Origin of the sequence: Ornatilinea apprima (genome assembly GCF_001306115.1) — a bacterium.
Taxonomy (GTDB): domain Bacteria; phylum Chloroflexota; class Anaerolineae; order Anaerolineales; family Anaerolineaceae; genus Ornatilinea; species Ornatilinea apprima.
The window spans coordinates 1-22,430 of sequence record NZ_LGCL01000031.1 but is presented as its reverse complement, the minus strand read 5'-3'; the positions used below and the strand labels follow the sequence as shown (position 1 = coordinate 22,430).

The 22,430-nt window shown below is 56.0% G+C and carries 23 protein-coding genes and 1 riboswitch; of the genes, 13 read left to right on the top strand and 10 right to left on the bottom strand.

Annotated features, from left to right (window positions below; translation table 11 throughout):
- Positions 1 to 74: 74 nt before the first annotated feature.
- On the bottom strand, positions 75 to 1,064 hold the full coding sequence (locus ADN00_RS13435; protein ID WP_075063511.1) for a LacI family DNA-binding transcriptional regulator: 990 nt from the start codon (positions 1,062 to 1,064) through the stop codon (positions 75 to 77).
- 374 nt (positions 1,065 to 1,438) lie between these two features.
- Between ADN00_RS13435 and ADN00_RS13430 the strand changes: the two genes are divergently transcribed.
- The 6 genes from ADN00_RS13430 to ADN00_RS13405 all read left to right on the top strand — a co-directional run bounded on the left by ADN00_RS13430 (position 1,439) and on the right by ADN00_RS13405 (position 7,892).
- The gene (locus ADN00_RS13430; protein ID WP_075063510.1) at positions 1,439 to 2,404 is read left to right on the top strand and encodes a sugar-binding transcriptional regulator; all 966 of its coding nucleotides are present in this window, start codon (positions 1,439 to 1,441) and stop codon (positions 2,402 to 2,404) included.
- A 157-nt stretch (positions 2,405 to 2,561) separates the two neighbouring features.
- The gene (locus ADN00_RS13425; RefSeq protein WP_075063509.1) at positions 2,562 to 3,074 is read left to right on the top strand and encodes an FKBP-type peptidyl-prolyl cis-trans isomerase; all 513 of its coding nucleotides are present in this window, start codon (positions 2,562 to 2,564) and stop codon (positions 3,072 to 3,074) included.
- A gap of 211 nt (positions 3,075 to 3,285) precedes the next feature.
- Complete coding sequence (locus tag ADN00_RS13420) at positions 3,286 to 4,260, top strand: MerR family transcriptional regulator (protein WP_075063508.1); 975 nt, start codon at positions 3,286 to 3,288, stop codon at positions 4,258 to 4,260.
- Positions 4,261 to 4,409: 149 nt separating this feature from the next.
- Positions 4,410 to 5,372, top strand: a complete 963-nt coding sequence (locus ADN00_RS13415) for a MerR family transcriptional regulator (protein WP_075063507.1) — start codon at positions 4,410 to 4,412, stop codon at positions 5,370 to 5,372.
- A gap of 84 nt (positions 5,373 to 5,456) precedes the next feature.
- Entirely contained in the window at positions 5,457 to 6,944 is a 1,488-nt protein-coding gene (locus tag ADN00_RS13410; protein ID WP_075063506.1) for a phytoene desaturase, read from the top strand.
- A 39-nt stretch (positions 6,945 to 6,983) separates the two neighbouring features.
- Complete coding sequence (locus tag ADN00_RS13405) at positions 6,984 to 7,892, top strand: phytoene/squalene synthase family protein (RefSeq protein ID WP_075063505.1); 909 nt, start codon at positions 6,984 to 6,986, stop codon at positions 7,890 to 7,892.
- 64 nt (positions 7,893 to 7,956) lie between these two features.
- Here ADN00_RS13405 and ADN00_RS13400 read toward each other — a convergent pair whose 3' ends face one another.
- Positions 7,957 to 8,946, bottom strand: a complete 990-nt coding sequence (locus ADN00_RS13400) for an aromatic ring-hydroxylating oxygenase subunit alpha (protein ID WP_075063504.1) — start codon at positions 8,944 to 8,946, stop codon at positions 7,957 to 7,959.
- Between the two features lie 50 nt (positions 8,947 to 8,996).
- Positions 8,997 to 10,424 carry a cryptochrome/photolyase family protein gene (locus ADN00_RS13395; RefSeq protein WP_075063503.1) on the bottom strand — a complete coding sequence of 476 codons (1,428 nt, stop codon included), beginning with the start codon at positions 10,422 to 10,424 and terminating at the stop codon, positions 8,997 to 8,999.
- 129 nt (positions 10,425 to 10,553) lie between these two features.
- Here ADN00_RS13395 and ADN00_RS13390 point away from each other — a divergent pair, with 129 nt between their 5' ends.
- Positions 10,554 to 11,666 carry a 6-phosphofructokinase gene (locus ADN00_RS13390; protein WP_082390133.1) on the top strand — a complete coding sequence of 371 codons (1,113 nt, stop codon included), beginning with the start codon at positions 10,554 to 10,556 and terminating at the stop codon, positions 11,664 to 11,666.
- A gap of 230 nt (positions 11,667 to 11,896) precedes the next feature.
- On the opposite strand, the gene ADN00_RS13385 is transcribed toward ADN00_RS13390, so the two are convergent.
- Complete coding sequence (locus ADN00_RS13385) at positions 11,897 to 13,120, bottom strand: DUF3048 domain-containing protein (RefSeq protein ID WP_075063501.1); 1,224 nt, start codon at positions 13,118 to 13,120, stop codon at positions 11,897 to 11,899.
- A 101-nt stretch (positions 13,121 to 13,221) separates the two neighbouring features.
- On the opposite strand from ADN00_RS13385, the gene ADN00_RS13380 reads away from it, so the two are divergent.
- From ADN00_RS13380 to ADN00_RS13360, 5 genes are all read left to right on the top strand, one after another.
- The gene (locus tag ADN00_RS13380) at positions 13,222 to 14,025 is read left to right on the top strand and encodes a DUF2085 domain-containing protein (RefSeq protein WP_075063500.1); all 804 of its coding nucleotides are present in this window, start codon (positions 13,222 to 13,224) and stop codon (positions 14,023 to 14,025) included.
- A 20-nt stretch (positions 14,026 to 14,045) separates the two neighbouring features.
- Complete coding sequence (locus ADN00_RS13375) at positions 14,046 to 14,615, top strand: DUF4126 domain-containing protein (RefSeq protein WP_075063499.1); 570 nt, start codon at positions 14,046 to 14,048, stop codon at positions 14,613 to 14,615.
- 21 nt (positions 14,616 to 14,636) lie between these two features.
- Positions 14,637 to 14,981 (top strand): DUF4190 domain-containing protein, encoded by a 345-nt coding sequence (locus tag ADN00_RS13370; protein WP_075063498.1) that lies wholly within the window; start codon positions 14,637 to 14,639, stop codon positions 14,979 to 14,981.
- Positions 14,982 to 15,000: 19 nt separating this feature from the next.
- Positions 15,001 to 15,375, top strand: coding sequence for a hypothetical protein (locus ADN00_RS13365; RefSeq protein ID WP_075063497.1), 375 nt, complete (start codon positions 15,001 to 15,003; stop codon positions 15,373 to 15,375).
- 74 nt (positions 15,376 to 15,449) lie between these two features.
- Positions 15,450 to 16,124, top strand: coding sequence for a hypothetical protein (locus ADN00_RS13360; protein ID WP_075063496.1), 675 nt, complete (start codon positions 15,450 to 15,452; stop codon positions 16,122 to 16,124).
- A 26-nt stretch (positions 16,125 to 16,150) separates the two neighbouring features.
- On the opposite strand, the gene ADN00_RS13355 is transcribed toward ADN00_RS13360, so the two are convergent.
- The 3 genes from ADN00_RS13355 to ADN00_RS20030 form a co-directional block, all read right to left on the bottom strand.
- Entirely contained in the window at positions 16,151 to 16,648 is a 498-nt protein-coding gene (locus tag ADN00_RS13355; protein WP_075063495.1) for a DUF402 domain-containing protein, read from the bottom strand.
- Positions 16,649 to 16,655: 7 nt separating this feature from the next.
- Entirely contained in the window at positions 16,656 to 17,702 is a 1,047-nt protein-coding gene (locus ADN00_RS13350) for an ABC transporter ATP-binding protein (RefSeq protein ID WP_075063494.1), read from the bottom strand.
- A 74-nt stretch (positions 17,703 to 17,776) separates the two neighbouring features.
- Positions 17,777 to 17,917 carry a hypothetical protein gene (locus ADN00_RS20030; RefSeq protein ID WP_160317528.1) on the bottom strand — a complete coding sequence of 47 codons (141 nt, stop codon included), beginning with the start codon at positions 17,915 to 17,917 and terminating at the stop codon, positions 17,777 to 17,779.
- Positions 17,918 to 18,090: 173 nt separating this feature from the next.
- Between ADN00_RS20030 and ADN00_RS13345 the strand changes: the two genes are divergently transcribed.
- Positions 18,091 to 18,603: a GNAT family N-acetyltransferase gene (locus ADN00_RS13345; protein ID WP_075063493.1), complete on the top strand. Its 513-nt coding sequence runs from the start codon at positions 18,091 to 18,093 to the stop codon at positions 18,601 to 18,603.
- 1 nt (position 18,604) lies between these two features.
- Here the strand turns inward: ADN00_RS13345 and ADN00_RS13340 are convergent, their stop codons facing one another.
- The 3 genes from ADN00_RS13340 to ADN00_RS13330 are packed head-to-tail and all read right to left on the bottom strand — an operon-like array spanning position 18,605 to position 22,064.
- Positions 18,605 to 20,323 (bottom strand): ABC transporter permease, encoded by a 1,719-nt coding sequence (locus ADN00_RS13340; RefSeq protein WP_201781197.1) that lies wholly within the window; start codon positions 20,321 to 20,323, stop codon positions 18,605 to 18,607.
- The gene (locus ADN00_RS13335) at positions 20,320 to 21,390 is read right to left on the bottom strand and encodes a thiamine ABC transporter substrate-binding protein (RefSeq protein WP_075063492.1); all 1,071 of its coding nucleotides are present in this window, start codon (positions 21,388 to 21,390) and stop codon (positions 20,320 to 20,322) included. Before ADN00_RS13335 ends, ADN00_RS13340 begins: the two co-directional genes overlap by 4 nt.
- Positions 21,387 to 22,064, bottom strand: coding sequence for a thiamine diphosphokinase (locus ADN00_RS13330; RefSeq protein ID WP_075063491.1), 678 nt, complete (start codon positions 22,062 to 22,064; stop codon positions 21,387 to 21,389). The genes ADN00_RS13335 and ADN00_RS13330 overlap by 4 nt, the downstream gene beginning before the upstream one ends.
- A gap of 34 nt (positions 22,065 to 22,098) precedes the next feature.
- Positions 22,099 to 22,206, bottom strand: a riboswitch (TPP riboswitch).
- Between the last annotated feature and the right edge of the window lie 224 nt (positions 22,207 to 22,430).

Sequence of the window (22,430 nt, the reverse complement as noted above, 5' to 3'; positions counted from 1 at the left end):
TCGCCTGGGCGCAAAAGCACACGCTCTCTGAGAATGGGAGCGTGTGCCATTTTTTCTAAACCACCGAAAATTTCTCAAGTCGTCTCGCCGATCACCAGCCTCCCGCCAACATGGATACTCCGCGCGGTGTCGTCTGCGCCTTCTTTTAACCACTCCACCAAGCAGGTGGCGGCCGCCTTGCCCACAGCGGTTGGGTCCGGGTCAAAAGTCGTCAGAGCCGGCGCGGTTTCGCCGCAAGAACCAAACCCGGCTACTGCCACATCTCCTGGCACGCGACAGCCCAGCGCCTCCAGCCGCCAGATGACCTTCATCGCCAGCGCGCCATTAGCGCAAAACACGGCGGTTGGCTTCTCTGCCCCTTGGAAGAGCGCTTCCAGGTGCGCCGCCAGATCTTCCTCCGAAAGCATGCCGGCCAACGCGGTCTGACCCAACTCGCGCAGGCTGTTCAGAAAAGCCTGCCTGATTCTGCGCGTTTCTTCATCTTTCTCGGCGCCACCCGCGAAGGCTACCTTGCGATGCCCGTGTGAAAGCAGGTGCGCTATCATCTGCCTCACCCCCTCTTCCTCATCCCAGACTACCTGGCACACTCCTTCCGTCTTGCCGCCAGCCCCCAACACCACCACCTTCACCCCCGCATCTCTCAACCGGCTTATCGTTTCCTCCGCCAACCCCTGCGCCGGCACAATCGCGCCATCCACTTTTCTTCGCAGCATGCGTTCGCTGGCCGCGTTCAGATCACCGGCGACCGGGCTTACCTCCGCAACAATCAGGTCATACCCCGCCTCCGCGGCAGCTCTCTGAATCCCCCTGAACACTTGCGCGTAAAACGCCTTTGTCAAATCTGGCAGAGCAACCCCCAAAAGCCAGGTTTTCTGCTGGCTTAACCCCTGAGCAGCCACATCGGGCAGATAGTTCAGTTCGCGCACAGCGTCCAATACACGCTGCCGCGTCTCTGCGCAGATCCGGATATTTCCGCCAACACGGTTGTTAATTATATAGGAGACAGTCGCGCACGAAACCCCTGCTCGAACGGCTACATCTTTTTGAGTCGGTCGTCTGGCCATATTTCACCGTGATGGAATAAAGGCACAATACCGGGTTTCTCTTTATATTTTTGATAAAGCGCTTAAATTGATCATAAGAATTATCAACCGGACTGTCAAGTAATTTTGTGCTATTCAGGCCGGAGACTCTCATCCTTTCCGCCGGGTATTGTTTACCAGGAACAGATAAACCGTTCACGCCTTTCCAGGTTGTCGCTCCACACATCCTCGCGGACACTTAAGCCGCTCGACGGGCTGTAGAATTTTGTCTAGAGTGGCACATTCTCATTTCAGTGCGAATATAGTTGTATACTTGACATAATTAAAGATATAATCCTACCAATATTGAAAATATTTTCATTCTCGCATTCAACGGATGAAGATTGGTAATCCCTATGCCCAGACTCGACCCCAAACAAGAACTGCGCTTAATGGCCAAGGTGAGCCGCCTGTATTACAACGAAGGCCTCACCCAGGACACCATTGTTGAAAAACTGAACCTCTCGCGCGCCAAAATTTCCCGCCTGCTCCAGCAGGCGCGCGATGTTGGCATTGTAACCATTACTGTCAATGCCCCGGCGGGAACCTACTCTGACCTTGAAGAGCAAATTGAAGCCCGCTACGGGCTGCGCGAGGTCATCGTTGTGGATGTTGCCGACCCCGATTCTCAAGTGGTGGTCAACCAGGAGCTGGGCATTGCGGCAGCCAATTACCTGAACCGCATTATTAAAAACGGTGATTCGATTGGCTTTTCCTGGGGCACCACCCTCAACCAGGTCGTCTCATACATTCAAGCACAGTCCCTGCCCGACGCCCAGGTTGTGCAGATTATCGGCGGGCTGGGCCCCCCCGAATCCGAATTCCACGCCACCGACCTCTGCCGCCGCGCCGCCCAACACCTGGGCTGCCGTTTGACCCTGCTGCCCGCCCCCGGCATTGTGGATAACCAGCAGGTCAAAGAAGTCATCCTCTCCGACAGCCATGTTCAGAAAGCGTTTCATGAATTCTGCAGCCTGAACATCGCCTTTGTTGGCATTGGCGCGCCCACGCCCTCGTCGGTGGTGATGCGGGATGGAAGCATCCTCAACCAGCAAGACCTGGAAAGACTGCAGTCGCAAGGCGCGGTGGGAGATATCGCTCTGCGCTTCTTTGACTCAAGCGGAACCCCCATCTATTCTGACCTCGACACCCGCGTGATCGGCATCAGCCTCGAGCAGCTTAGCTGCATCGAACGCGTGGTGGGCATATCCGGCGGTGTCAGTAAAACCGCCGCCATCCAGGGCGCCCTGGCCGGCAAGCTGGTAGACGTGCTCATCACCGACCAGCTCACCGCCCGGCGGCTGGCGAACCCGCACGCCTGATCACAATCCATGATTAACCCGGCGCAGCGGCTCTTTCACCGCTGCCCTCAAAAACCCTCATCTTAATCTAACCATTTTTCTCCATTTTTATATGATATAATCGCAGGAGAAAATCCAGATACTAATACCATTCCGCTGGATAACTATGGAGACCCTTATGAATGAATCTGCAGTTGTAGTGGCCAACGATATGGTCGTCACTCTCGATTACACCCTCACCGTCGACGGAGAAATCGTTGACACCGGTTCCCTCGATTACCTGCAAGGTCATCAGAATATTGTCCCTGGATTGGAAAACCGCTTATTAGGGATGGCCGAAGGTGAAGTGAAGGAAGTGCTGGTGCCGGCTGCCGAAGGGTACGGAGAAATTGATCCCGAAGCCTTCGCTACCGTTGAAAAAGATAAGTTCCCGGCCGACTTCCCCTTTGAGCTTGGCCGCGAGCTGCGCGTTGCCAATACCTACGGTCAGGTAATGCTCGCCCGCATCTGCGAAATCGCCGAAGACAGCGTCCGTTTAGACCTCAATCACCCCCTCGCCGGTAAAGATCTGCTCTTCTATGCCAAAATCGCTGGTCTTCGTGTGGCGACCGATGAGGAAATGGCAAACGGCCGCCTGGGCGGCGGTTGCTCCAGCTGCTCCGGCGGAAGCTGCTCCTCCGGCTGCGGTTAACCTCCCTTCATTTTTCACAGAGATCCAAAAGAAGGCCATTCCGGCCTTCTTTTTTTGTAACTTTTCAATTGCTTTGACATCAAATTAACAATTGGTTAATTTGGACAAATATTACTTGCATTGTTTGATTAATTTTTGTATAATCTTTGTAACTATTACGAATAACGATGATCTTCGCCCTAAGCATGAAACACAGTCCAAGGAGGTTGGCATGTCTTCAATCGTAGAATTACCCGATGACCCCAAATATCGGATTAAAGCTGTCTCCAGCAAAACCGGCATCCGCCCGGTAACCCTGCGCGCCTGGGAGCGCCGCCACGAGATTCTCGAACCCCACCGGGCAGACAACCAGTATCGGCTGTATTCCGACCGCGACATTGCTATTCTGCGCTGGATTAAGAGCCGCGTGGATCGGGGAATTCCAATCAGCAGCGCGGTCGCAGAGCTGAAATCCATGCAGAGGATTGGCAGTTGGCCCGATGCGCTGCCCCAATCGCCGCTGATTCAGCGTCAGAAAGATAATTCTGTTCCCCCCGAATTTTATTCCACTCATCTCTTCGACGCCCTGATCAACCATGAGGAAGAACGTGTCAATGAGCTGTTTGATGAGATGATCAAAAGTTTTGACCTCAATTCACTGCTGCACGAGATTATCTGCCCCACCCTGGTTCAAATCGGTGAAGCCTGGTATCACGGCCGCATCCGCATTTCAACCGAGCATTACGCCAGCAACATCATTCAGGGAAAACTGCTCAACCTGATGGACACCTTCCCCACCAATCGCAGCGCGCCGCTGATTTTGGTCGGCTCAGGCCCCGATGAACGTCACGAGATTGGCAGCTTGATGCTCGGCTTGCTGCTGCGCCAGTCGGGCTTCCGCGTGGAATACCTGGGTGCGGACCTTCCACTGGAAGACCTGGCCGAATACGCCGCCTACGAAAAACCGCGCATGATCATCCTCTCGGCCACCCTCAAAGAGACCGCTATCCGGTTAAAACCCATGCAGGCTCTACTCAAAAAGATTCGCCCCAAGGTGTATTTCGGCTACGGTGGAAGCGCGTTCAATGAGCACCCCGAACTGCAGCAGGAAGTCCCCGGCATCTTCCTGGGAAACTCAATGCAGCTGGCCGTGGAGAATGTGCTCAAGCTCTTCGACATCAAGGTAAAAGAGGCCCAGCCTGCTTAATCCTGGCATACGCACAGCATCAAACCCTGCTCCCGCAGGGTTTGATGCCTTAATGGTACAATTTCAACTATACAAACTTTATACAAATAGTGGATATTGAAGATCAATCAGCTTATGATGTCCATAACTGAAAAAGAAAAGAGTGCGCTATGAAAGATTCCGAAGACAGCATGCTTGATCCGATCTATAACATTAAAGCGGTGGCCCGCATGACCGGTCTTCCGCCAGTAACCATTCGAGCCTGGGAAAGAAGATATGGCATTCCCAATCCAGAGCGCGGAAACCAGGGTTACCGGCTTTATTCCGAAGAAGATTTACAAGTTCTACAGTGGCTTAAAGAACGCGTTGATACTGGCATGAGCATCAGCCGCGCGGTTCAACTGCTGACAGATTTACGCGCGAAAGGCAAAGACCCGCTTACCGCCCACCCTACCATCGCGCAGGAACAGCCCACCTCCCTGCAGCAGGTTCGCTCTGCCCTGCAAGCGGCCCTCATCCAGTTCCAGGACCAGCGCGCCACCGACTTGCTGCGCCACTCATTGGCCATTTATCCAATCGACCAGGTGATTGAAGAAGTTATTGAGCCGGTGCAGCGCGCCATTGGTGAAGCCTGGCATCGCGGAGAGATGAATATTGCCTCCGAGCACTTCGTCACCAATTTTTTCACCCAGCACCTCATGGGAATCATCAGTTCCTCACCGCCGCCGGTGCGGCCGGGAATCATCCTGGCCGCCTGCGCCCCCAACGAAATGCACCAGGTAGGCCTGCTCTCGCTGGTGGTGATGCTGCGCTGGCGCGGCTGGGACGTAAAATACCTGGGGGCTGATTTGAGCCTCGAGCGTCTGGATGAATCGATCAAAACGCTCCGCCCGTGGATGCTCTTATTCTCAGCCACCTTGCCGCAATCTCTTAACTTTATCTCTGAGCTGCCCGCTTTCTTGCAAAAGCTTCCCCACCCGCACCCGCTGGTGGTGGTTGGGGGGCAAGCCTTTTCAGCGCTTCCCGACCTGCCGGAAGGCGTTCACCTGGTCCAGGCAGCCGGGCTTCAGGCTTCCACCCAGAAAATTGAGAGCCTCATGCAGGCCAACCGCTCCACCCCTTATGCCAGTTAACCAACCCTTCACGCCAATTAGCGTGTAAAAAATAAAAAATGGATACACTATCCATAATCAAAAAATATAAATTTTGAGGTGAACATGAAGAAAAGAAAAGTCATTGTCATTGGCAGCGGATTTGGCGGTCTTGCTACGGCCTGCCGCCTGGCCGCCCGCGGCTACGAAGTAGAAATTTTTGAAAAAAGAGACAAATTGGGCGGGCGCGGTTATGTATATGAAATGAACGGTTTCAAGTTTGACGGTGGCCCGACCGTCATCACTGCCCCCTTCATGTTTGATGATATCTTCCAGGCCGCCGGAAGAAACCGCGCCGACTATGTGGAATTTGTGCCCGTCAATCCTTTCTACCGCATTTTCGATCATCAGGGAAAAGAATTTAATTACAATAACGATCCTGAATATATCCTCAGCGAGATTGACCGCTGGAGCCCCGAAGATAAAAAAGGCTACCAGGAATTTATTGCCACCACCAAGCCCATCTTTGAGAAAGGCTTTTTGGAACTGGCCGATCAGCCATTTTTGCATGTAACCGATATGCTTAAAGTGGCCCCAGACTTAATTCGCCTTCAATCCTACAAGAGTGTTTATCAATACGTTTCACAGTTCGTGAGCAACGATTTTCTGCGCATGGTGTTTTCTTTTCATCCCCTGTTGGTGGGCGGCAACCCCTTTGAAACCACCAGCATTTATGCCATGATCCACTACCTGGAACGCGAATGGGGCGTCTTCTTCGCTAAAGGCGGCACCGGCGCGATTGTAGACGCGATGGAAAAATTATTCAAAGAACTGGGCGGCAAAGTGCATCTCAAGGCCGAAATTCAAGAAATTCTGGTGGAAGACAAAAAAGTGAGCGGCGTGCGCCTGGCCGATGGCAGCATTCACCGCGCCGACGCGATTGTTTCCAATGCCGACCCGGCCTTCACCTACACCCGCCTGATCCAGCCGCATTATCGCCGCGTCAACACTAACGCGCGCTACCAGCGCATGCGCTACAGCATGTCGCTGTTTGTCATCTACTTTGGCACCAACCGCCGCTACACCGACTCGCGCCTGGCGCACCACAACATTATCCTTGGGCCGCGCTACAAAGGACTGCTGGACGACATCTTCAAGAAAAAGACGCTGGCCGATGACTTCTCGCTCTATTTACACATGCCGACCATCACCGATCCCTCCCTCGCCCCCGAGGGGCATGAAGCATTCTACGTCCTTTCACCGGTGCCCCACCTTGGCTCCGGCGTGGATTGGAAAACCATGGCACGCCCCTACCGCGACCGCATCATGCAGTTCCTGGAAGACAACTACCTGCCCGGCCTGCAATCCAGCATCGTTGCCGAGCATTATATCGATCCGCTGCACTTTCAAAACACCCTCAATAGTTACCAGGGCGCGGCATTCTCGGTGGAACCCATCCTGACCCAGTCCGCGTGGTTCCGCCCACACAACCGCTCTGAAGATTTCTCCAACCTCTACCTGGTTGGGGCGGGTACCCACCCCGGTGCCGGGCTGCCTGGAGTTCTCTCTTCGGCGGTGATTGCCGAGAACCTGATCAGCGAGGATCTGCAGTAGAAAGCGATTGACCGGTTTTTATTGATGAGGAGAAAACGGATGAGCGCCATCCAACAATCGCAGGTGATCAACCTGCAGCAAGCTCAAAGCAGCACCGAAGAAATCATCCGCCAGCATTCGCGCACGTTCTTTTTTGCCACGGCGCTCCTGCCGCGCGCCAAACGCTCTGCGATTCGCGCTCTATACGCGTTTTGCCGCACCACCGACGACCTGGTAGACCGCGAGTCAGCCACCCTTGATGAGTTGGAGGCATGGCGGTCTCAAAATACGCTTTCTTTTGAAGAGCAAACCGACCCGGTTCTGTATTACTGGGGCAAAATCCGCTCTCAATATCAGGTGGATTCGCGCTACGAGAACGAGTTGATCGACGGCGTGCGCAAAGACCTGGAGAAAACCCGTTATCAGACCTGGGCCGACCTGCAGCAGTACTGCTACCTGGTAGCCTCGACGGTGGGGCTGCTCTCCATGCCCATCATCGGACTGGCGCACCGCGCCACCCCAGAACAAGCCGCGCCCTATGCGGTAACGCTGGGCATCGCCCTGCAGCTCACCAATATTCTTCGCGACATTAAGGAAGATAAAGACCGCGGGCGCATCTACTTGCCCGAAGAAGATCTGCGCCAATTTGGCCTGACCAGCGACGATATCCTTCGAGAAGTCTACGACCATCGCTTCATCAGTTTGATGAAGTTTCAAATCCAGCGCGCCCGCCAGCTTTACCGCCAGGCTTTGCCGGGTATTCTGCTCCTGCATCCCTCGGTGCGCCTGGCTGTGGGCGCGTCAGCCATTTTATACCGCGCCATTCTGGATGAAATTGAGGCCATTCAATACAACGTCTTCCAGCAGCGCGCTCACACGTCCGCGCTCAAAAAAATCGCCATGCTCCCGTCCATCCTGCTTACGATCAACTTTCTCAAAAGGCCAAAGCTTGACCCCACCAAATCCTGATCGTGCTCAAGCCAATGCAAAGCACACACCCCGCCAACCAACTGCGCGGGGTGTGTTATTTTGATTAATCTTCTGCCTGCCCGGCCAGCGCCTTGAGCCGATTGCGCTCGGTGCGGTAGGTCAAAATTCCATAATCTCCGCTCATCATCTTTTCACCCATGTGCAGGCTGGTTTTCACCGGCACCTGGCGGCTGACCACGCGCTTATCCTGGTTGGCAATCACCCGGCTGCCAATGACCCCCGAAAGGTTAAAGAGCTGCGCCGCCAGCGGAAACCGCACCGCTTTCTGGTAGAACCGCCCCATCATGATTGTGTTTTCATCGTCAACCGGCACAAACGCGATCACAATGCGAATATCTTCAGCAATCCAGTTATGCCACAAATTAGGGAAGCGAAACTGCAAAAATGGCCGCCGGTCAGGGCGGGAAACTTCTTTGGGTTTCTTCACCGGGCTGCCGTCGTCCAGGCGGTTCATCACCCACACATTCATCAAGCCCTCATCCAATTCAATATACGGCCCGTCCACCACGCTGCGGTTGCCGCGCCCAATCGTATTGTGGTGAACAAAGGGCAGATGCATCACATCCAACTGGTTTTCGGCCATGCGCGAATAATGCACCGGCCAGTGATCGCGAAAGCGCCCAAAAACAAAGCGCTCATTTTCCAGCGATTCAAAGAAACGCGGCGGCTGCAAGTCTTTGGGGACGTTCTCTCCCCACCAGATCCAGATCAAACCGTGGGCTTCGTGGACGGGATAGGCCTTTACCCGCAGCGCTTTGGGGATTTTCCCCTGGCTGCCGTAAGCGGGCAGCACCACACATTGGCCGCTGGTGTCGTATTCAAACCCGTGAAACGGGCAGGCAATATGCCCGTCTTTGACTTTTCCCAGGCTCAAGGGCGCGCCAAGATGCGGGCATACATCCACCATGCAGCTCGCTTTCCCCTGGCCGTCCCGCCAGAAGACCATTTTTTCGCCCAAGCGGGTTACACCCACCGGCATCCCTGTTTTCACCTCATCCGATTCGAGCACAACGTACCATTGGTTTCGGATCATATTCACCTGCCCTGTTTGATGGTTATACTAATAAGTATACACGGCCATCCTTATCCAGGCAAGTCTGTTTCTGGTTGCTCGCCTGCCTGGCGCTGCTCCCACCGCAGCCGCGAAGCGCGAAAAGCTTCCAGGGTTCGCTCGCGCGCCGCGCTGTGATCCACCAGCGGCGCGGGGTAATCTCTCCCCACCCGACAGCCGGCCGCGCTTTGCTCCTGTAAGTTCATTAACCACGGCTCATGGATATACTTCTCCGGCACCCTGCCCAGTTCCGGCACCCATGCGCGCACAAAATCACCGCGCGGATCAAACTTCTTTCCCTGCAAAACCGGGTTAAACACGCGGAAATACGGCGCGGCATCGGTGCCCACCCCGGCCGTCCACTGCCAGCCGCCGTTATTGGATGCCGGGTCGCCGTCGATCAGGCTGTGCATGAACCATGTTTCCCCCTCCTGCCAATTGATCAGCAAATCCTTCACCAAAAAAGAAGCGGCGATCATCCGCCCGCGGTTATGCATCCAGCCGGTGGCGGCCAACTGCCGCATACTGGCATCCACTACCGGGTAACCAGTCAGCCCCGCCTTCCAGGCTGCCAGATCGGCGGGCGCGTCTCTCCACGCGATCTCGCGCAGCGCCGGGTTAAAGGCCTGTTTCAATACCCCCGGAAAGTGATAGAGAATCGCCTGGTAAAACTCGCGCCAGATCAGCTCGTTTAACCACGTTTCAGCGCCTTTGCTTGCCGCTTTTCGTGCGCTTTCGCTCATCTTCGCCGCCGCCAGTCTGGCCGAAAGCATGCCAAACCGAAAATATGGCGACAGTCTGGAAGTACCCTCTTCGTCCAGTTGGTTTCGTCCGTCGTGATAATCACGCACTTTTTGCGCCAGGAACTGCTCCAACCGCCGCCGCGCTTCCTCTTCTCCCGCCGGGAAACCAGGCACCTCCGCGCCCGCCGCGATGGGTTCCGAGAACAGCCCTTGCGGGGTATGAATGCGTGTGTTTGCCAATAAGCCCGCTGGACTGGACTGGGGCAGCGCTTTCCACGCTTTGCTGAAAGGGGTAAACACTGTGTAAGGCGCGCCGTCGTTCTTCACCACCGCCACCGGGTGTTGCGCTGTCAGCCCCACGCTCAGGCGCAGCGGAAGCGTGTCTCCTACCTTAAGATCGCGCGCCCGCGCGTAAGGGCTGTAATCCTCCTCCGCGAAAACTGCCTGCGCTCCGCTCTCCGCCAGCACCGCCGGCAGAACCTCTTCCGGCCGCCCGCTGCGGACGATCAGCCGGCTGCCGCGCTTGCGCAGCTCTCCGTCCAGAGCGCGCAGCCCATTCCACAAAAACGCGATCCGTTTCGGCGCGTCGAGGCGCATCGATCCCTCATCCGCGATAAACAGCGGAACCACTTCAGCGGATACTTCCAGCGCGGCCTTCAGGGCCGGGTTGTCTTCCACCCGCAGATCGCGTCTCACCCACCAGATGGCTGTTTTCATCGTTTCTCCTCCATAATCTGATTCTATCCCCCCTCACAACCAAATGTTTGCATACTGTAAAAGCTTTTCTTCCTCAAAGCAATCTCTCTGGCTATAATCAAATCTAGAGGAAAAGAATCGGAGGGAAAATTGAAACGATTAGCGATCTTAACTGGCGGTGGAGACGCCCCGGGGCTGAATGCCGTCATCCGCGCCGCGGTGAAAACGGTTTACCACCAATGCGATTGTGAAATTCTAGGGGTCAAAGATGGGTTCGACGGCTTCCTGGAAACCGGCGGCGTCAACCCGCTCACCCAGGCCGACGTGCGCGGAATTTTACCCCGTGGCGGCACCATTCTGGGCACCGCCAACCGCGGCAACCCTTTTGCCCGCGAGGTGATACACAACGGCCAGGTGGTGATTGAAGACCTGTCCGGTCAGATCATTGACGCCATTCACGCCCTTAACCTCGATGTTCTGATCGTGGTCGGCGGTGACGGCACCCTGCGCATCGCCAACGAGCTTTTTCAGAAAGGCGTGCCGGTGGTAGGCGTTCCCAAGACCATTGATAACGATATCTACGGCACCGATTTCTCCTTCGGGTTCGACACAGCCGTCAACATCGCCTCCGAGGCCATAGACCGCCTGCACACCACCGCCGAATCGCACCACCGCGTGATGGTGCTGGAACTGATGGGGCGAGACGCCGGTTTCATCGCCCTGCACGCCGGTATGGCGGGCGGCGCGGATGTCATTCTTATCCCCGAAATTCCCTTCCACCTGGATGCCATCTGCTACAAAATTCAAGAGCGTGTGCGCAGCGGATCGCACTTCTCCATTGTCGCCGTGGCAGAAGGCGCGCGGCCTTTTGGAAAAGAGCAAGTTTTTGCCATCCCAGGCAGCGAGACCTATGCCGCCCGCTTGGGCGGTGTGGGCAACCTTGTAGGGAAATATATCAATGACCTGTGCGGCATCGAGACCCGCGTCATTGTGCTGGGACACTTGCAGCGCGGCGGCAGCCCCACCGCCTTTGACCGCCAGCTGGCCACCCGCCTCGGCTCCGCGGCTGTGCGCCTGGCCTTGAACAACGGTTTTGGCCGCATGGTGGCTCTGCAGGGCCAGCGCATCACCGACATCTCGCTCGACGAGGCGTTATCCGTCCCCAAGCGAGTCGACATCCACGGCGACACCCTGCAAACTGCCCGCGCGCTGGGCATTGCCTTTGGTGATGAGACGCTGCCCGAAGAAGTGTATACCCATTAAAGCGAGAGACGCCCTAACGGGCGTCTCTCATTTTTGGCTGCGGCATCTATCACTTATCGAACGATAAGGAGGGATGCCGCAGCGCTACGCAAACTCGTACTATCTGACATGGACATCACCTCCTTGTTCAAAGAATGGCGGTGAATGTGTTGCCCCCCAACGGTTTTAGTATGGCATAAATTCAATCGTCCGTCAATACAATGTACACGATTCAAATCTGATTCTCATCATTACGGCATGCGCAAAACAAAGCGCCAACCCGCCTCTTCCACGACCGACTGCTGCGTGCTCTCACCCATCAGCTCGAACCAGGTGCGCCCCGGCTTCAGCGGAAAAGCCTTTCCGTTATCCAACATCAGCCGGAGCGGCATTTCCTGGTCGGCTCGCTCCCAGCGCGCCGCGTAGATCTGCCCGTCGCGCGCCACAAACGCCGGCCCGTTGCCCTGCAAGGGAATATCGTACACCTCCGCGCCGTTTAACTGATAATAACGCGTCAGAATGATCACCACATTTTCCATCGCAACCTGCTGCCCCGAAGCCGCGTCCATCAACGGCGCGTAGACTTCTTCAACGTTATTGACATCGTTTTGCGCATCGGCAAATCGCAAATAAGTTCCACTCTGCGGATCGTAGTCCCAGCGGTTATACACCGCCCCAGAAAACCGCGCGTAGACGCGGCTGGCGGGCTGCCCGCCCTGGGGTGCCACCGGGTTAAAGGCCAGGCCCTGCAGCGGTTGGCGGCTGTTATCCATGCCGTAGGTGGCATAAACCTCTTCCAATAAACCCAGGTTTACCATCAGCTCGTTGTTCTGGTCCGGCTCAAAGCGAAACAGCGCCGGAGACGTATTGGGGCCTTCGCGAATGATCCGGTCACCGTAATCAGCCTGAACCATTTCATCGTACAGTTCCGGGTAGGCTCCGCCAAACACAAAAAACGAGCGGTACATCTGGATAAGCTGCTTATCCACATGCCGCGCTGAACGGATCGGCCCCACCTGTTCGGGCTGCTGCCCATAATACACCACTGAAAAGCGTGTGTCGCCATATTCAATGTAATATTCAAACACCAGGTCTGCCTGCGGCAGCCCCCACTGCGGGCGGCTGCGCTCGCGCGGCATGTTTTCTACTTTCACAATCACCGGCCGCCGGTTGAGCAGCGACGCCTGGGCGGGCGGCAGGCCTGTCAGCGGGTTGATACCCTGCGGATAGCTCTCTGGCCCAACGCCCTCCGGCGGGTAGGTGAACGTGGTTTCTTCTTCTTCCGCGCTGGCCGGCGGCACCGCCACCACAAACGGCGTGTTTTCCACCGCCGCGGGCGCTTCCGCGCTGGCAAACAAATCCTGGCTCAAACCGGTCTGCCCCGCATCCACGGCACTGTTGGGGCCGGTCGTGCAGCCGGCAGCGATCAATAAAACGCAAAAGAAGATCAATGGTTTGATCTTATTGTTGTTCATGCTTCTTCCTTTTCGGAACATTGCTCTGATTCTGCCTTCCAGTGTACCAGAAAAATTATTATACTTGCGTGTGCATGTTTTCCTCAATATAATGAGGAAAGATGAAACCATCCCTCCACAGCAGCCATTTATGGGTTAAAAGCATTCCTGCCGTTTTGGCGTTAATCGTCATCGTCATCTGGGGGGTGGAAACACCGCCTGGTTTGCTGGGCAAAACCGACGCGGTAGGGTACGCCGTCTGCCACCGGATTACGGAGCGCAGTTTCTTAATCGGCGACCGGCCGATTTCGCTGTGCGCGCGCTGCACCGGCATGTACATGGGAGCATTGCTGGGGTTGATTTATCAGGTTCGGTATGGGAAAAAAGGCGGCCTTCCAAGCCGCCCGGTTCTGGCAGTGCTGGCGGTTTTCCTGGCTGCTTTTGGTGTGGATGGGGTCAATTCCTATCTGCATTTCTTTCCTTCTTTACCGTCCCTGTACGAGCCTAACAACACCCTGCGGCTGATCACCGGCACGGGAGTGGGCATCGGAATGGCGGCCATGATCTACCCCATTTTCATCCAGACCCTCTTTGTGGACTGGACTGAGGAGCGGGTTTTGGCCAACGGACGGCAGATCCTGGCACTGAGCCTGCTGGCGGCGGGCCTTATCGGGATCATTCTGCTGCAGGTTTCGTTCATCCTTTACCCCGTGGCCATCCTGTCCAGCTTCACCGTGGTGATCTTGCTGGCCTTGATTTACACAATTATTTGGAGTATGTTGTTAAAACAAGAAAACCGCTTTACCCGCCTGCGCGATGCCTGGTGGCTGCTGGCGGCGGGTTTTGGCACCGCGATGCTGCAAATCGCACTGATGGACTTCGCCCGTTACCAGCTCACCGGAAGTTGGGCTGGTTTCTCCCTTTAGGGTTTTGGAGGAACCCTTTCATGGAACTATTTGGTGTTTTTTCTGCGTTTGGCCTTTCTGCCAGCGCCGGCCTGAATGCCTATATTCCCCTGTTGGTGGTAGCGTTTCTGGCCAAATTCACGAACCTGATCACCCTGAAAACGCCCTGGGACGCGCTGACCAGTTGGTGGGTGATTGGTTTATTAATTGTCCTTTCATTGGTCGAGTTCTTTGCCGATAAATTCCCCGCCGTCAACCATATCAACGACCTTATTCAGACCTTTGTTCGCCCCACCGCCGGCGCGGTGGCTTTCGCGGCCAGCGCCAACGTCATCACCGAAATTCATCCGGTGCTTTCTCTGGGTCTGGGTTTGTTGATTGCCGGAGGCGTGCACGCTACCAAAACCCTCGCTGTTCGCCCGGCCGTTACCGCCACCACCGGCGGAGCAGGCAACATTCCGGTCAGCATTCTTGAAGATGTCGTTTCCACCCTGCTGTCCATCCTGTCTGTAGTCGTGCCGGTTGTCATCGCCTGCGTTCTGGTGATCGTCACCAGTTGGATTATTTTCCGTCTATTGCGCCACAGCCGCAGCCACACCGCCGCGGCCTGACGCCGCCATTAAGGAGGTCTCATGTCACAATCCTATCAAGCCCCTCCGCCGGTTGCCCAAACCAGCACGCCTGCAATCATCAGCCTGATTAGCGGCATCCTCAGCTGGGTGGGCGTCTTTGGCCTGGGAGGCATCCTCGCCGTAATTTTCGGGCACATCGCGAAAAAAGAAATTCGCAAAAGCGGGGGTTACCTTACCGGCGATGGCATGGCCACAGCTGGTCTGGTGCTGGGCTACGCCAACATCGCCCTCTCTCTCGTCGGCCTTTGTTTCTTTGTGCTGATGATGACTGGCGCCATTGCCGCGCCGCTCGTTTGCATTCCATTCGGCAACCAATTCAACACTAATTTCTCTCTGATCCCTTAACCCCTACCAGGAGGACATGATGACCGAGTTTAATTCTTTCCCCGATCCGTTTGAATCGTCCGACGCGCCGCAGCAGCCCGCGGAACCAGCCCCAACCAGCAACGAAATGCCCATCCCCCCCGGCCCGGTTGCCAGCGAACCGCCCGCGCCTGCCACCGAACCCGAAATTCCCTACACCCCCGGCGAGGTGATCCCGCCCATGCAGGAAGCCTACACCCCCCCGGCCGCCCCCCCCGCCAAGAAGAGCAACAAGACCATCTGGATCATTTTGGCAGTTGTCTTGATTCTCATCTGCCTGTGCTGCGTCATTTTGGCAATCGTCGCGGCATCAAATTATGAAAACATCATGAAAGACTTTAATTTAACCTTGCTGACCCATTTATTGGTTGCTTAACGCCTGGTTTGCGCCTTCATCGCAAAAAAACGCCTTAACCACAGGCGCAAAATTTATAACTATTGAGGTTATCCATGAAAGCAAAAAGAAAGATTCTGATCGCGCTCTCTATCCTAATCCTGACCGCCCTTGCTTGCGGTCTGCCGAACTTTGGCTCCAATGATGAACCGGGCCAAAGCAGCGTGGTGGAACAAGGTCCCACCGTTTTGTACCAGGACGATTTCTCATCCACCTCCAGTGGATGGGACGTTTATTCTGACGCGGACATGACCACCGACTATTTTGACGGCGGCTATCACATCCTGGTTACCGCCACCCAATACTACTCGTGGGCCAACCCCGGCAAAACCTTCACCGACACCCACACAGAGGTCAATGCCAAATTCCTGGCCGGCGCGCAAGACGCCGAGCTAGGCCTGATTTGCCGCTACCAGGATAACAGCAATTTCTATTTCGGGATTGTGGGCGCGGACGGCTATTACGGCATCTTTAAGACGCTGGATGGTGAGTTCAATCTGATTGGTATGGACAGTATGTCCACCAGCCCCAAAATCAACCAGGGCCTTTCGTCCAACAAAGTTCGTCTGGACTGTGTGGGCGACACCCTCACCCTCTACGCCAACGGTGAGATTCTGGCGCAGGTGAAAGACTCGCAGTTCACATCAGGGGATGTTGGTCTCATCGCCGGCACCTACGATGTCGCCGGCACGGATGCCTGGTTTGATGATCTGGTAGTATACCAGCCCTAATCAAGCGCGATTCACACGACAGTTGATCAGAATATGCCAGCCGCCAGGCTGGCGTATTCTTTTTCAATTCGAAACTGCTGAGCATCCGCGAAAATATCCCACAGCTCCTGCAGCGCAGAGCGCGCCTGCTGCCGGGTTTCTACGTCCAGGTTCAACGCGGAAAATTCATCCTCATCCAGCACCATGCGGGTGCCATCGGGGAACACCAGCAAATCCAGCGCCAGGTCAACATACTCGATGCGGCCGTCCACAAACTGCGCCGGACGAGTCACATTGCAGTACCAGCACTTCAGCGCCTGGTCGTCGCGGTCATAAATCTGGAAAATATTGAACCACCGCTCCCGGAAGTAGGCCTCCACAAAGCGGTCTCCTTCTTTCAGCACAATTCCGTGGAATGGCAGATCAGACCGGTTGAAGAACGCCTCAATCAGCAGGGCCTTCTCATCCCGCTCCACAACCATCCCATCATACCGCCAGGTTTCTTCACCAGCCGTGTTTTGCTTGATGACAACGCATTTTTCCATTCGTTCTTCACCCCTGCAGGCAGATCACTCCGTCTTCCGGCAGGCAAAGTGTTACCCGCTCGCCCACCCGCAGACTCTGCCGAACATGAAATTGAAAGACCAGGCCGGGCTGGCAGCGCAGCAAGATAGATTGAAACTCTCCCCGGAAGACCGAATCCATCACTTCGCCTTGCACACAGTTCGCCCCTTGCTCGCCCTTACCCGCCACTCGCGCCGTTGGTTTAATCAGCACTTCCACCACTCCCCCAACCCGCGGTTCGCCGCAGTCGGGCGCGGAAGAGACCAGACGGCCTAATTCTGTTTGCACCACCAGCGGTTGAGTGGCTTCCACCACTCCGCTTAAAATATTGGTCAGCCCCAAAAAACGCGCCACCCACCCGCTGGCTGGCCGCGCGTAAATCTCTTCAGGCGTGCCGGCTTGCACCACCATTCCATCCGAAATCAACACCAGCCGGTCACCCAGCGTGAAGGCTTCTTCTTGATCGTGGGTAACATAAATCGCCGGGATTTGCGTCTGGTGCAGCAGTTCGCGCAGCTCTCCCACCAGCCTCTCGCGCAGCGTCCGGTCCAGCGCCCCCAGCGGTTCGTCCAGCATCAACAGGCGCGGCCGGGGAGCCAAGGCGCGCGCCAGGGCCACCCGCTGCTGTTCTCCCCCTGATAGGTCTGTTACGCGGCGGCTGGCAAACGCCTGCATATTCACCTGCGCCAGCGCCTCAGACACACGCTGGGCGGTTTCTTCCTCCGAAATTTTCTGCATTTTCAATCCAAACGCCACATTCTGCGCCACACTGCGGTGTGGAAAGAGCGCGTAATCTTGAAACATCAGTCCAAACTGGCGCTCATGAACCGGAACGCGCGAGATATCTTCACCGTCCCAGCGAATCTCACCCGATTTGGCGTCTTCCAGGCCAGCAATTATTCTCAACAGCGTGCTTTTCCCGCTGCCCGACGCGCCCAGCAGGCACAGGGTCTCTCCGCGCCGCACCGAGAAGGACACCCCGCGCAGCAGCGGTTGTCCGTCATAATCTTTGGTGATCTGATCAATCTCGAGCATCCTTCATCCTTTCGGGCAAGCAGATCAGGAAAACAGCCCTCGCGGTGAGGGCTGTTTAGGGTAAGCGCATGGGGTTAGTTCAGCTTCCTGCGGTGGCGGCGGGTTTCCACCTCAACCGGAATGCGAACCGCCGAGCGTTTAAGGGCTTCTGAGCGCATCCCATACCCGTAAAGCAGAACTAACAATAAAATGGATGCCGCCAAGAATTCAATCATCATAGGCTCCTTTCGCTACATAAGGCAGCAACGATATTGACTTGTATTGTAAGGGTTTTCTTCACCAGGGCAAAGCGCCTGTCTAACCCTGTTAAAAAGACCTTTTGACCGTTTCCTATTTCCTTGATTATAACTATAATTTCTAATAGTCTTATTAACACCCAGGGGTTTTTATGATCGAAATTCGCCCAGAATGTTCGTCAGATGTTACAGCAATCCATTTGGTAAACGCGGCCGCCTTCCAACAAGAAAATGAAGCCCGGCTGGTTGACCAATTGCGCGATCAAGGTGGCCTGACGCTTTCGATGGTTTGCATTCAAGACGATCAAATCATTGGCCACATCGCCTACAGCCCGGTGGTGGTCGAGTTTGACGATGGTGGCAGCCTGCAGGCGCTCGCCCTCGCCCCGGTAGCCATCCTTCCCGAACATCAAAACAGCGGGGTTGGCACACATCTCATACAAGTCAGTCTGGACATTCTCAAAGCCCAGGGGCATCACCTGGTCATCGTCCTGGGCCACCCCGATTACTACCCCCGCTTTGGCTTCAAGCCCGCTTCCGGCTTCAACATTCGCAGTCCCTATCCAGTTCCAAATGAAGCCTTCATGCTGCTCGAATTGACAGCCGGAACTCTGGAAAACCGCCCCGGCGTTGTGCGCTACCGGCCGGAATTTGACGGGGTTTAGCCTAGAACGCCCGCGTCTCGGTAATTTGCATTTTCTCAACCACCCAGATACCCAGCGCGCACACCACCATTAAGATCGTGGCCATCGCCAGCGCTTGACCGTAATTCAACGCGCCTGGCTTCGAGAGGAACGCGAAAATTGCCACCGGCATGGTGGGATATTCCGGTCGGCTCAAAAAGGTGGTTGCCCCAAACTCCCCCAGTGAAATGGTAAACGCGAAAACGCAGCCCACCACCACCGCCCGCGAGAGAATCGGCAGGTCTACTTCCAGCCACACCCGCAGGGGAGAAGCGCCCATCACTGCTGCCGCCTGGCGGTAGCTTTTGGGAATCGACTCAAGCGCCGGCTGCAAGGTCCTCACCATAAACGGAAGCGCCACCAGGCTGTGTGCCACCGGCACCATCCATGGCAGGTTCATTTTTCCCAGGTAAGGGTCATGAAACGCCAGGATAAAACCCAGCCCCAGGGTAACCGCCGAGGTGCCCAACGGCAGCATCAGCAAAGCGTCCATCGCGCGATTGGCCCGCGTGCGCGCCTTCAGGGCATACGCGATGCAGAATCCCAATAAAACTGTAATCCCCACCGTGCTGCCCGCGTACACCAACGAATTGCGGATCGCCTCGATGGGCGGCACATAAAAAATGGACTGGCGCGGGTTTTCAAATAAGGAGCGGTAATACACCAGCGTCAGCTCATTGACCGCCTGGCTGCCTCGCCCGCCTTCCAGGCCAATTACAGAGCGCAGCGCCAGCGCCACCAGCGGAGCCACCAGCAAGACCGCCAACACCGCTACGCTCAACCCCACAAACGCTTTTTCCGCCCCGCTTTTGGGTTTGCGCTTGCCTTCACCCCGCACGCGCGGGGCCAGTGGAATAGGCTTTTCGCGGTTGAGCCGCGCCTGCGCAAAAGTGAGCAGCAAGGTGATGCCCAACTGAATCGCCGAAAGCAAACCTGCCAGCGGCAGGTTTAACATGTGCAGCGTTTGAATGTAAATTTCCACTTCCAGCGTGGAAAAACGCGGACCGCCCAGCAGCAGCACCACCCCAAAACTGGTGAAATCAAACAAGAATACCAGCAGCGCCGCAGAAAGAATCGCCGGGCGCAGCAGCGGCAGGGTAACTTCGCGCAAAGCCCGCAGCGGAGATGCTCCCAGCACCCGCGCTGCCTGTTCCAACCGCGGGTCAAGCTGCTCCCACGCGCTGCCCACCACCCGGATCACCACCGAGGTATTGTAAAACACATGCGCGATCACAATTGCCCCCAGGCTGTTCACCAGGCGAACCGGCGCGCTTTCCAAAGCAAAAAGTGCCATCAAGAACTGATTTAGCCAGCCGCGCGGCCCCAGCAGAGCGTTAAAACTGGCTGCCACCACCACCGTTGGCAGAATAAAGGGCAGCGTGCTGAGCACCCGCAAAAACGCCTTTCCTCTGAAGTCGAAGCGCGCGAAAAGATAGGCCGCCGGCAGACCAATCATCAGCGTGGCCGCCGCAGAAAGTCCCGCCTGCCACAGGGTAAACCCCAACGGGCGCACAACCTTCGGCCAGAAGTTGACCGTCAGGCCTTCCAGCAGCGCCGTTCTCGCGGCCAGCTCTAAAATAGAACCAACCGGTAGGAAGTAAAACAGGCCCAGAAAAACGGCCGGAGCTGCCCACAACAACAGGGTTGCGGGCAGTCTCCGGTTCATCGCGCGACGTTTGCTGCTGCCTTGCGCCTCGCTCACTTCAGCACGACCTCATCCCACGCATCAATCCATTTCTCGCGGTTATCCGCGATCAACTGCGGGTCCAATGCTGCCGGGACTTGCGGCATTTGCGCGTATTTCACAAACACATCCGGCAGGCTCGCTTCCGCAAGCACAGGGAATACAAACATTTGCAGGGGCATATCCTCCTGGAAGCGCTTTGAAAGCATAAAATCAACAAATTTACGGGCCGCCTCAGGGTTTTTCGCACCTTTCAACACACCCACAAACTCCACCTGGCGGAAACACATATTGTCTCCCACCAGCGAGGCGGTTGGCGCGTCATCCAAGGGCTGCTCAGCGTAGACCACCTCCACAGGCGGGCTTGAACCGTAAGACACTACCATCGGCTGTTCGCCCTTACCCGTAGACGCGCTGAAATTGGTGTAGTAAGCGGTTTCCCAATCGTTCACCACAACCACACCATTCGCGCGCAGCGCCGCCCAAAAATCGAGGTAGCCGTCTTCGCCATATTCGGCCACGGTTGCCAGTAGAAAGGCCAGCCCCGGCGATGACGTGGCCGGGTTCTGGACCACCAGCAAGCCCTTGTATTCAGGTTTGAGCAAATCATCCAGCGACTGCGGCAACGCCAGGCCTTTTTCGGCAAAATAGGCCTTATCGTAATTGATGCACACGTCACCATAATCAACAGGCGTTAACCGATTTTGGGGGTCCAAGCGAAATTCTGCCGCCACTCCTTCACTTCCAGCAGATTCGTAGGCTTCAAAAATGTCTGCCTCCAGGGCGCGCGAGAGAAAGGTGTTATCCACGCCGTAGAGCACGTCTGCCAGCGGAGCGTCTTTGGAAAGGATCGCCCGGTTCAACACCGAGCCAGTATCACCGCTCTTCAAGAAGACCACTTTCACCTGGTTCGCTGCTTCAAATTCAGCGATCACCTCTTCGCTCACCGCGAAAGAATCGTGAGTCATCACCGTTAATTCCAGCGGCGCGGCTGCAGGCGTTTCCGCTGCTTGGGGGGCGGCGCACGCGCTCAGAACCAGCGCCAACGCCGCCAGAGCCCAAACAATATTCCATTTCTGTTTCATTTCTCACCTCCAGAAGAATCTTGCGGGGAACCCAAACGGCTGTGAATGCACCACAACAACCCACTCTCTATCCACACCTTTGCCTGTTCGGCCAGCATCACATTACTGATCCCGCGCGTGCGCTCCCGGTAGAGCGTCTCATCCCGCAGGGGATACGCCAGGCCTTCCGTGCGCACGCCGGTTACAATTTCGCTGACCGGCAGCAGGGAGACCCTGTCCCGCGACTTACCCGTGATCTCAACGGATTGGCGCACGACGAAGACTTCGTCCACGCCGTCATCCAGGCGCACCTGGCAGCCTTCCAGCGCTGGCTGGGTGAGCAGATACAGATTGCCCAGCGTGTGATCCAGCCGCCCGCCCAAACCACCAGCGATGCACAGTGTTGTGCAGCCTTCCTGCAGTGCGTAAGCTAGCGCCAGTTCCAGATCGGTTTCGTCTTTATGCGGCGGGTAGCGCAGCACGCTGCAGCCTGCCTCGCGGGCGCGTTCCTCTGCGTCCGCGTCCACCGAATCCAGGTCGCCAATCAATACCTGCGGGCGCAGTCCCAGGGCGGAGAGGTGGCGCAGCCCCCCATCAACAACGATAAACAGGTCGCCCGGCTGGATTTGTGCCAGGAGCGGCCCGGCATCGCGGATTTCTCCGTTGACAAACAGGAATGCGCGGGGTTCAGCCATAAAAAATACCCTCCGCCTGGGAGGGTAATTAATTCGAATAAATTCGTATTTTCCCTCCGCCGGCATAATCCGGATCAGGTAATGCGGGTCGAGAGCCTTTGCTCTCCTCTCAGCCTGTTGTCAGTCTCCCCGATGTTGAATTATTTGAAGTATAACACTCAGAGTGGTTTTGTCAAGCCGCCGAATAACCCGAGTTACAGTCACAAAAATCCATAGAAGGGGTTGAAAAAAGAGAGAGTTCCAGTCAATATTGAAGTTGGCACAAACAACAAAGAAAGGAACTCTCGATGACAGACGAAGCTGTCCATATCAGTATAACCATAAAAGTGGAAGGTGTGACCAAGGAAATTGAGGAAAAAGTGCTTG

Excerpts from the sequence above, each read along its gene's own strand:
- ADN00_RS13435 (WP_075063511.1), bottom strand. The coding sequence starts at position 1,064 with ATGGCCAGACGACCGACTCAAAAAGATGTAGCCGTTCGAGCAGGGGTT.
- ADN00_RS13430 (WP_075063510.1), top strand. The coding sequence starts at position 1,439 with ATGCCCAGACTCGACCCCAAACAAGAACTGCGCTTAATGGCCAAGGTG.
- ADN00_RS13425 (WP_075063509.1), top strand. The coding sequence starts at position 2,562 with ATGAATGAATCTGCAGTTGTAGTGGCCAACGATATGGTCGTCACTCTC.
- ADN00_RS13420 (WP_075063508.1), top strand. The coding sequence starts at position 3,286 with ATGTCTTCAATCGTAGAATTACCCGATGACCCCAAATATCGGATTAAA.
- ADN00_RS13415 (WP_075063507.1), top strand. The coding sequence starts at position 4,410 with ATGAAAGATTCCGAAGACAGCATGCTTGATCCGATCTATAACATTAAA.
- ADN00_RS13410 (WP_075063506.1), top strand. The coding sequence starts at position 5,457 with ATGAAGAAAAGAAAAGTCATTGTCATTGGCAGCGGATTTGGCGGTCTT.
- ADN00_RS13405 (WP_075063505.1), top strand. The coding sequence starts at position 6,984 with ATGAGCGCCATCCAACAATCGCAGGTGATCAACCTGCAGCAAGCTCAA.
- ADN00_RS13400 (WP_075063504.1), bottom strand. The coding sequence starts at position 8,946 with ATGATCCGAAACCAATGGTACGTTGTGCTCGAATCGGATGAGGTGAAA.
- ADN00_RS13395 (WP_075063503.1), bottom strand. The coding sequence starts at position 10,424 with ATGAAAACAGCCATCTGGTGGGTGAGACGCGATCTGCGGGTGGAAGAC.
- ADN00_RS13385 (WP_075063501.1), bottom strand. The coding sequence starts at position 13,120 with ATGAACAACAATAAGATCAAACCATTGATCTTCTTTTGCGTTTTATTG.
- ADN00_RS13380 (WP_075063500.1), top strand. The coding sequence starts at position 13,222 with ATGAAACCATCCCTCCACAGCAGCCATTTATGGGTTAAAAGCATTCCT.
- ADN00_RS13375 (WP_075063499.1), top strand. The coding sequence starts at position 14,046 with ATGGAACTATTTGGTGTTTTTTCTGCGTTTGGCCTTTCTGCCAGCGCC.
- ADN00_RS13370 (WP_075063498.1), top strand. The coding sequence starts at position 14,637 with ATGTCACAATCCTATCAAGCCCCTCCGCCGGTTGCCCAAACCAGCACG.
- ADN00_RS13365 (WP_075063497.1), top strand. The coding sequence starts at position 15,001 with ATGACCGAGTTTAATTCTTTCCCCGATCCGTTTGAATCGTCCGACGCG.
- ADN00_RS13360 (WP_075063496.1), top strand. The coding sequence starts at position 15,450 with ATGAAAGCAAAAAGAAAGATTCTGATCGCGCTCTCTATCCTAATCCTG.
- ADN00_RS13355 (WP_075063495.1), bottom strand. The coding sequence starts at position 16,648 with ATGGAAAAATGCGTTGTCATCAAGCAAAACACGGCTGGTGAAGAAACC.
- ADN00_RS13350 (WP_075063494.1), bottom strand. The coding sequence starts at position 17,702 with ATGCTCGAGATTGATCAGATCACCAAAGATTATGACGGACAACCGCTG.
- ADN00_RS20030 (WP_160317528.1), bottom strand. The coding sequence starts at position 17,917 with ATGATTGAATTCTTGGCGGCATCCATTTTATTGTTAGTTCTGCTTTAC.
- ADN00_RS13345 (WP_075063493.1), top strand. The coding sequence starts at position 18,091 with ATGATCGAAATTCGCCCAGAATGTTCGTCAGATGTTACAGCAATCCAT.
- ADN00_RS13335 (WP_075063492.1), bottom strand. The coding sequence starts at position 21,390 with ATGAAACAGAAATGGAATATTGTTTGGGCTCTGGCGGCGTTGGCGCTG.
- ADN00_RS13330 (WP_075063491.1), bottom strand. The coding sequence starts at position 22,064 with ATGGCTGAACCCCGCGCATTCCTGTTTGTCAACGGAGAAATCCGCGAT.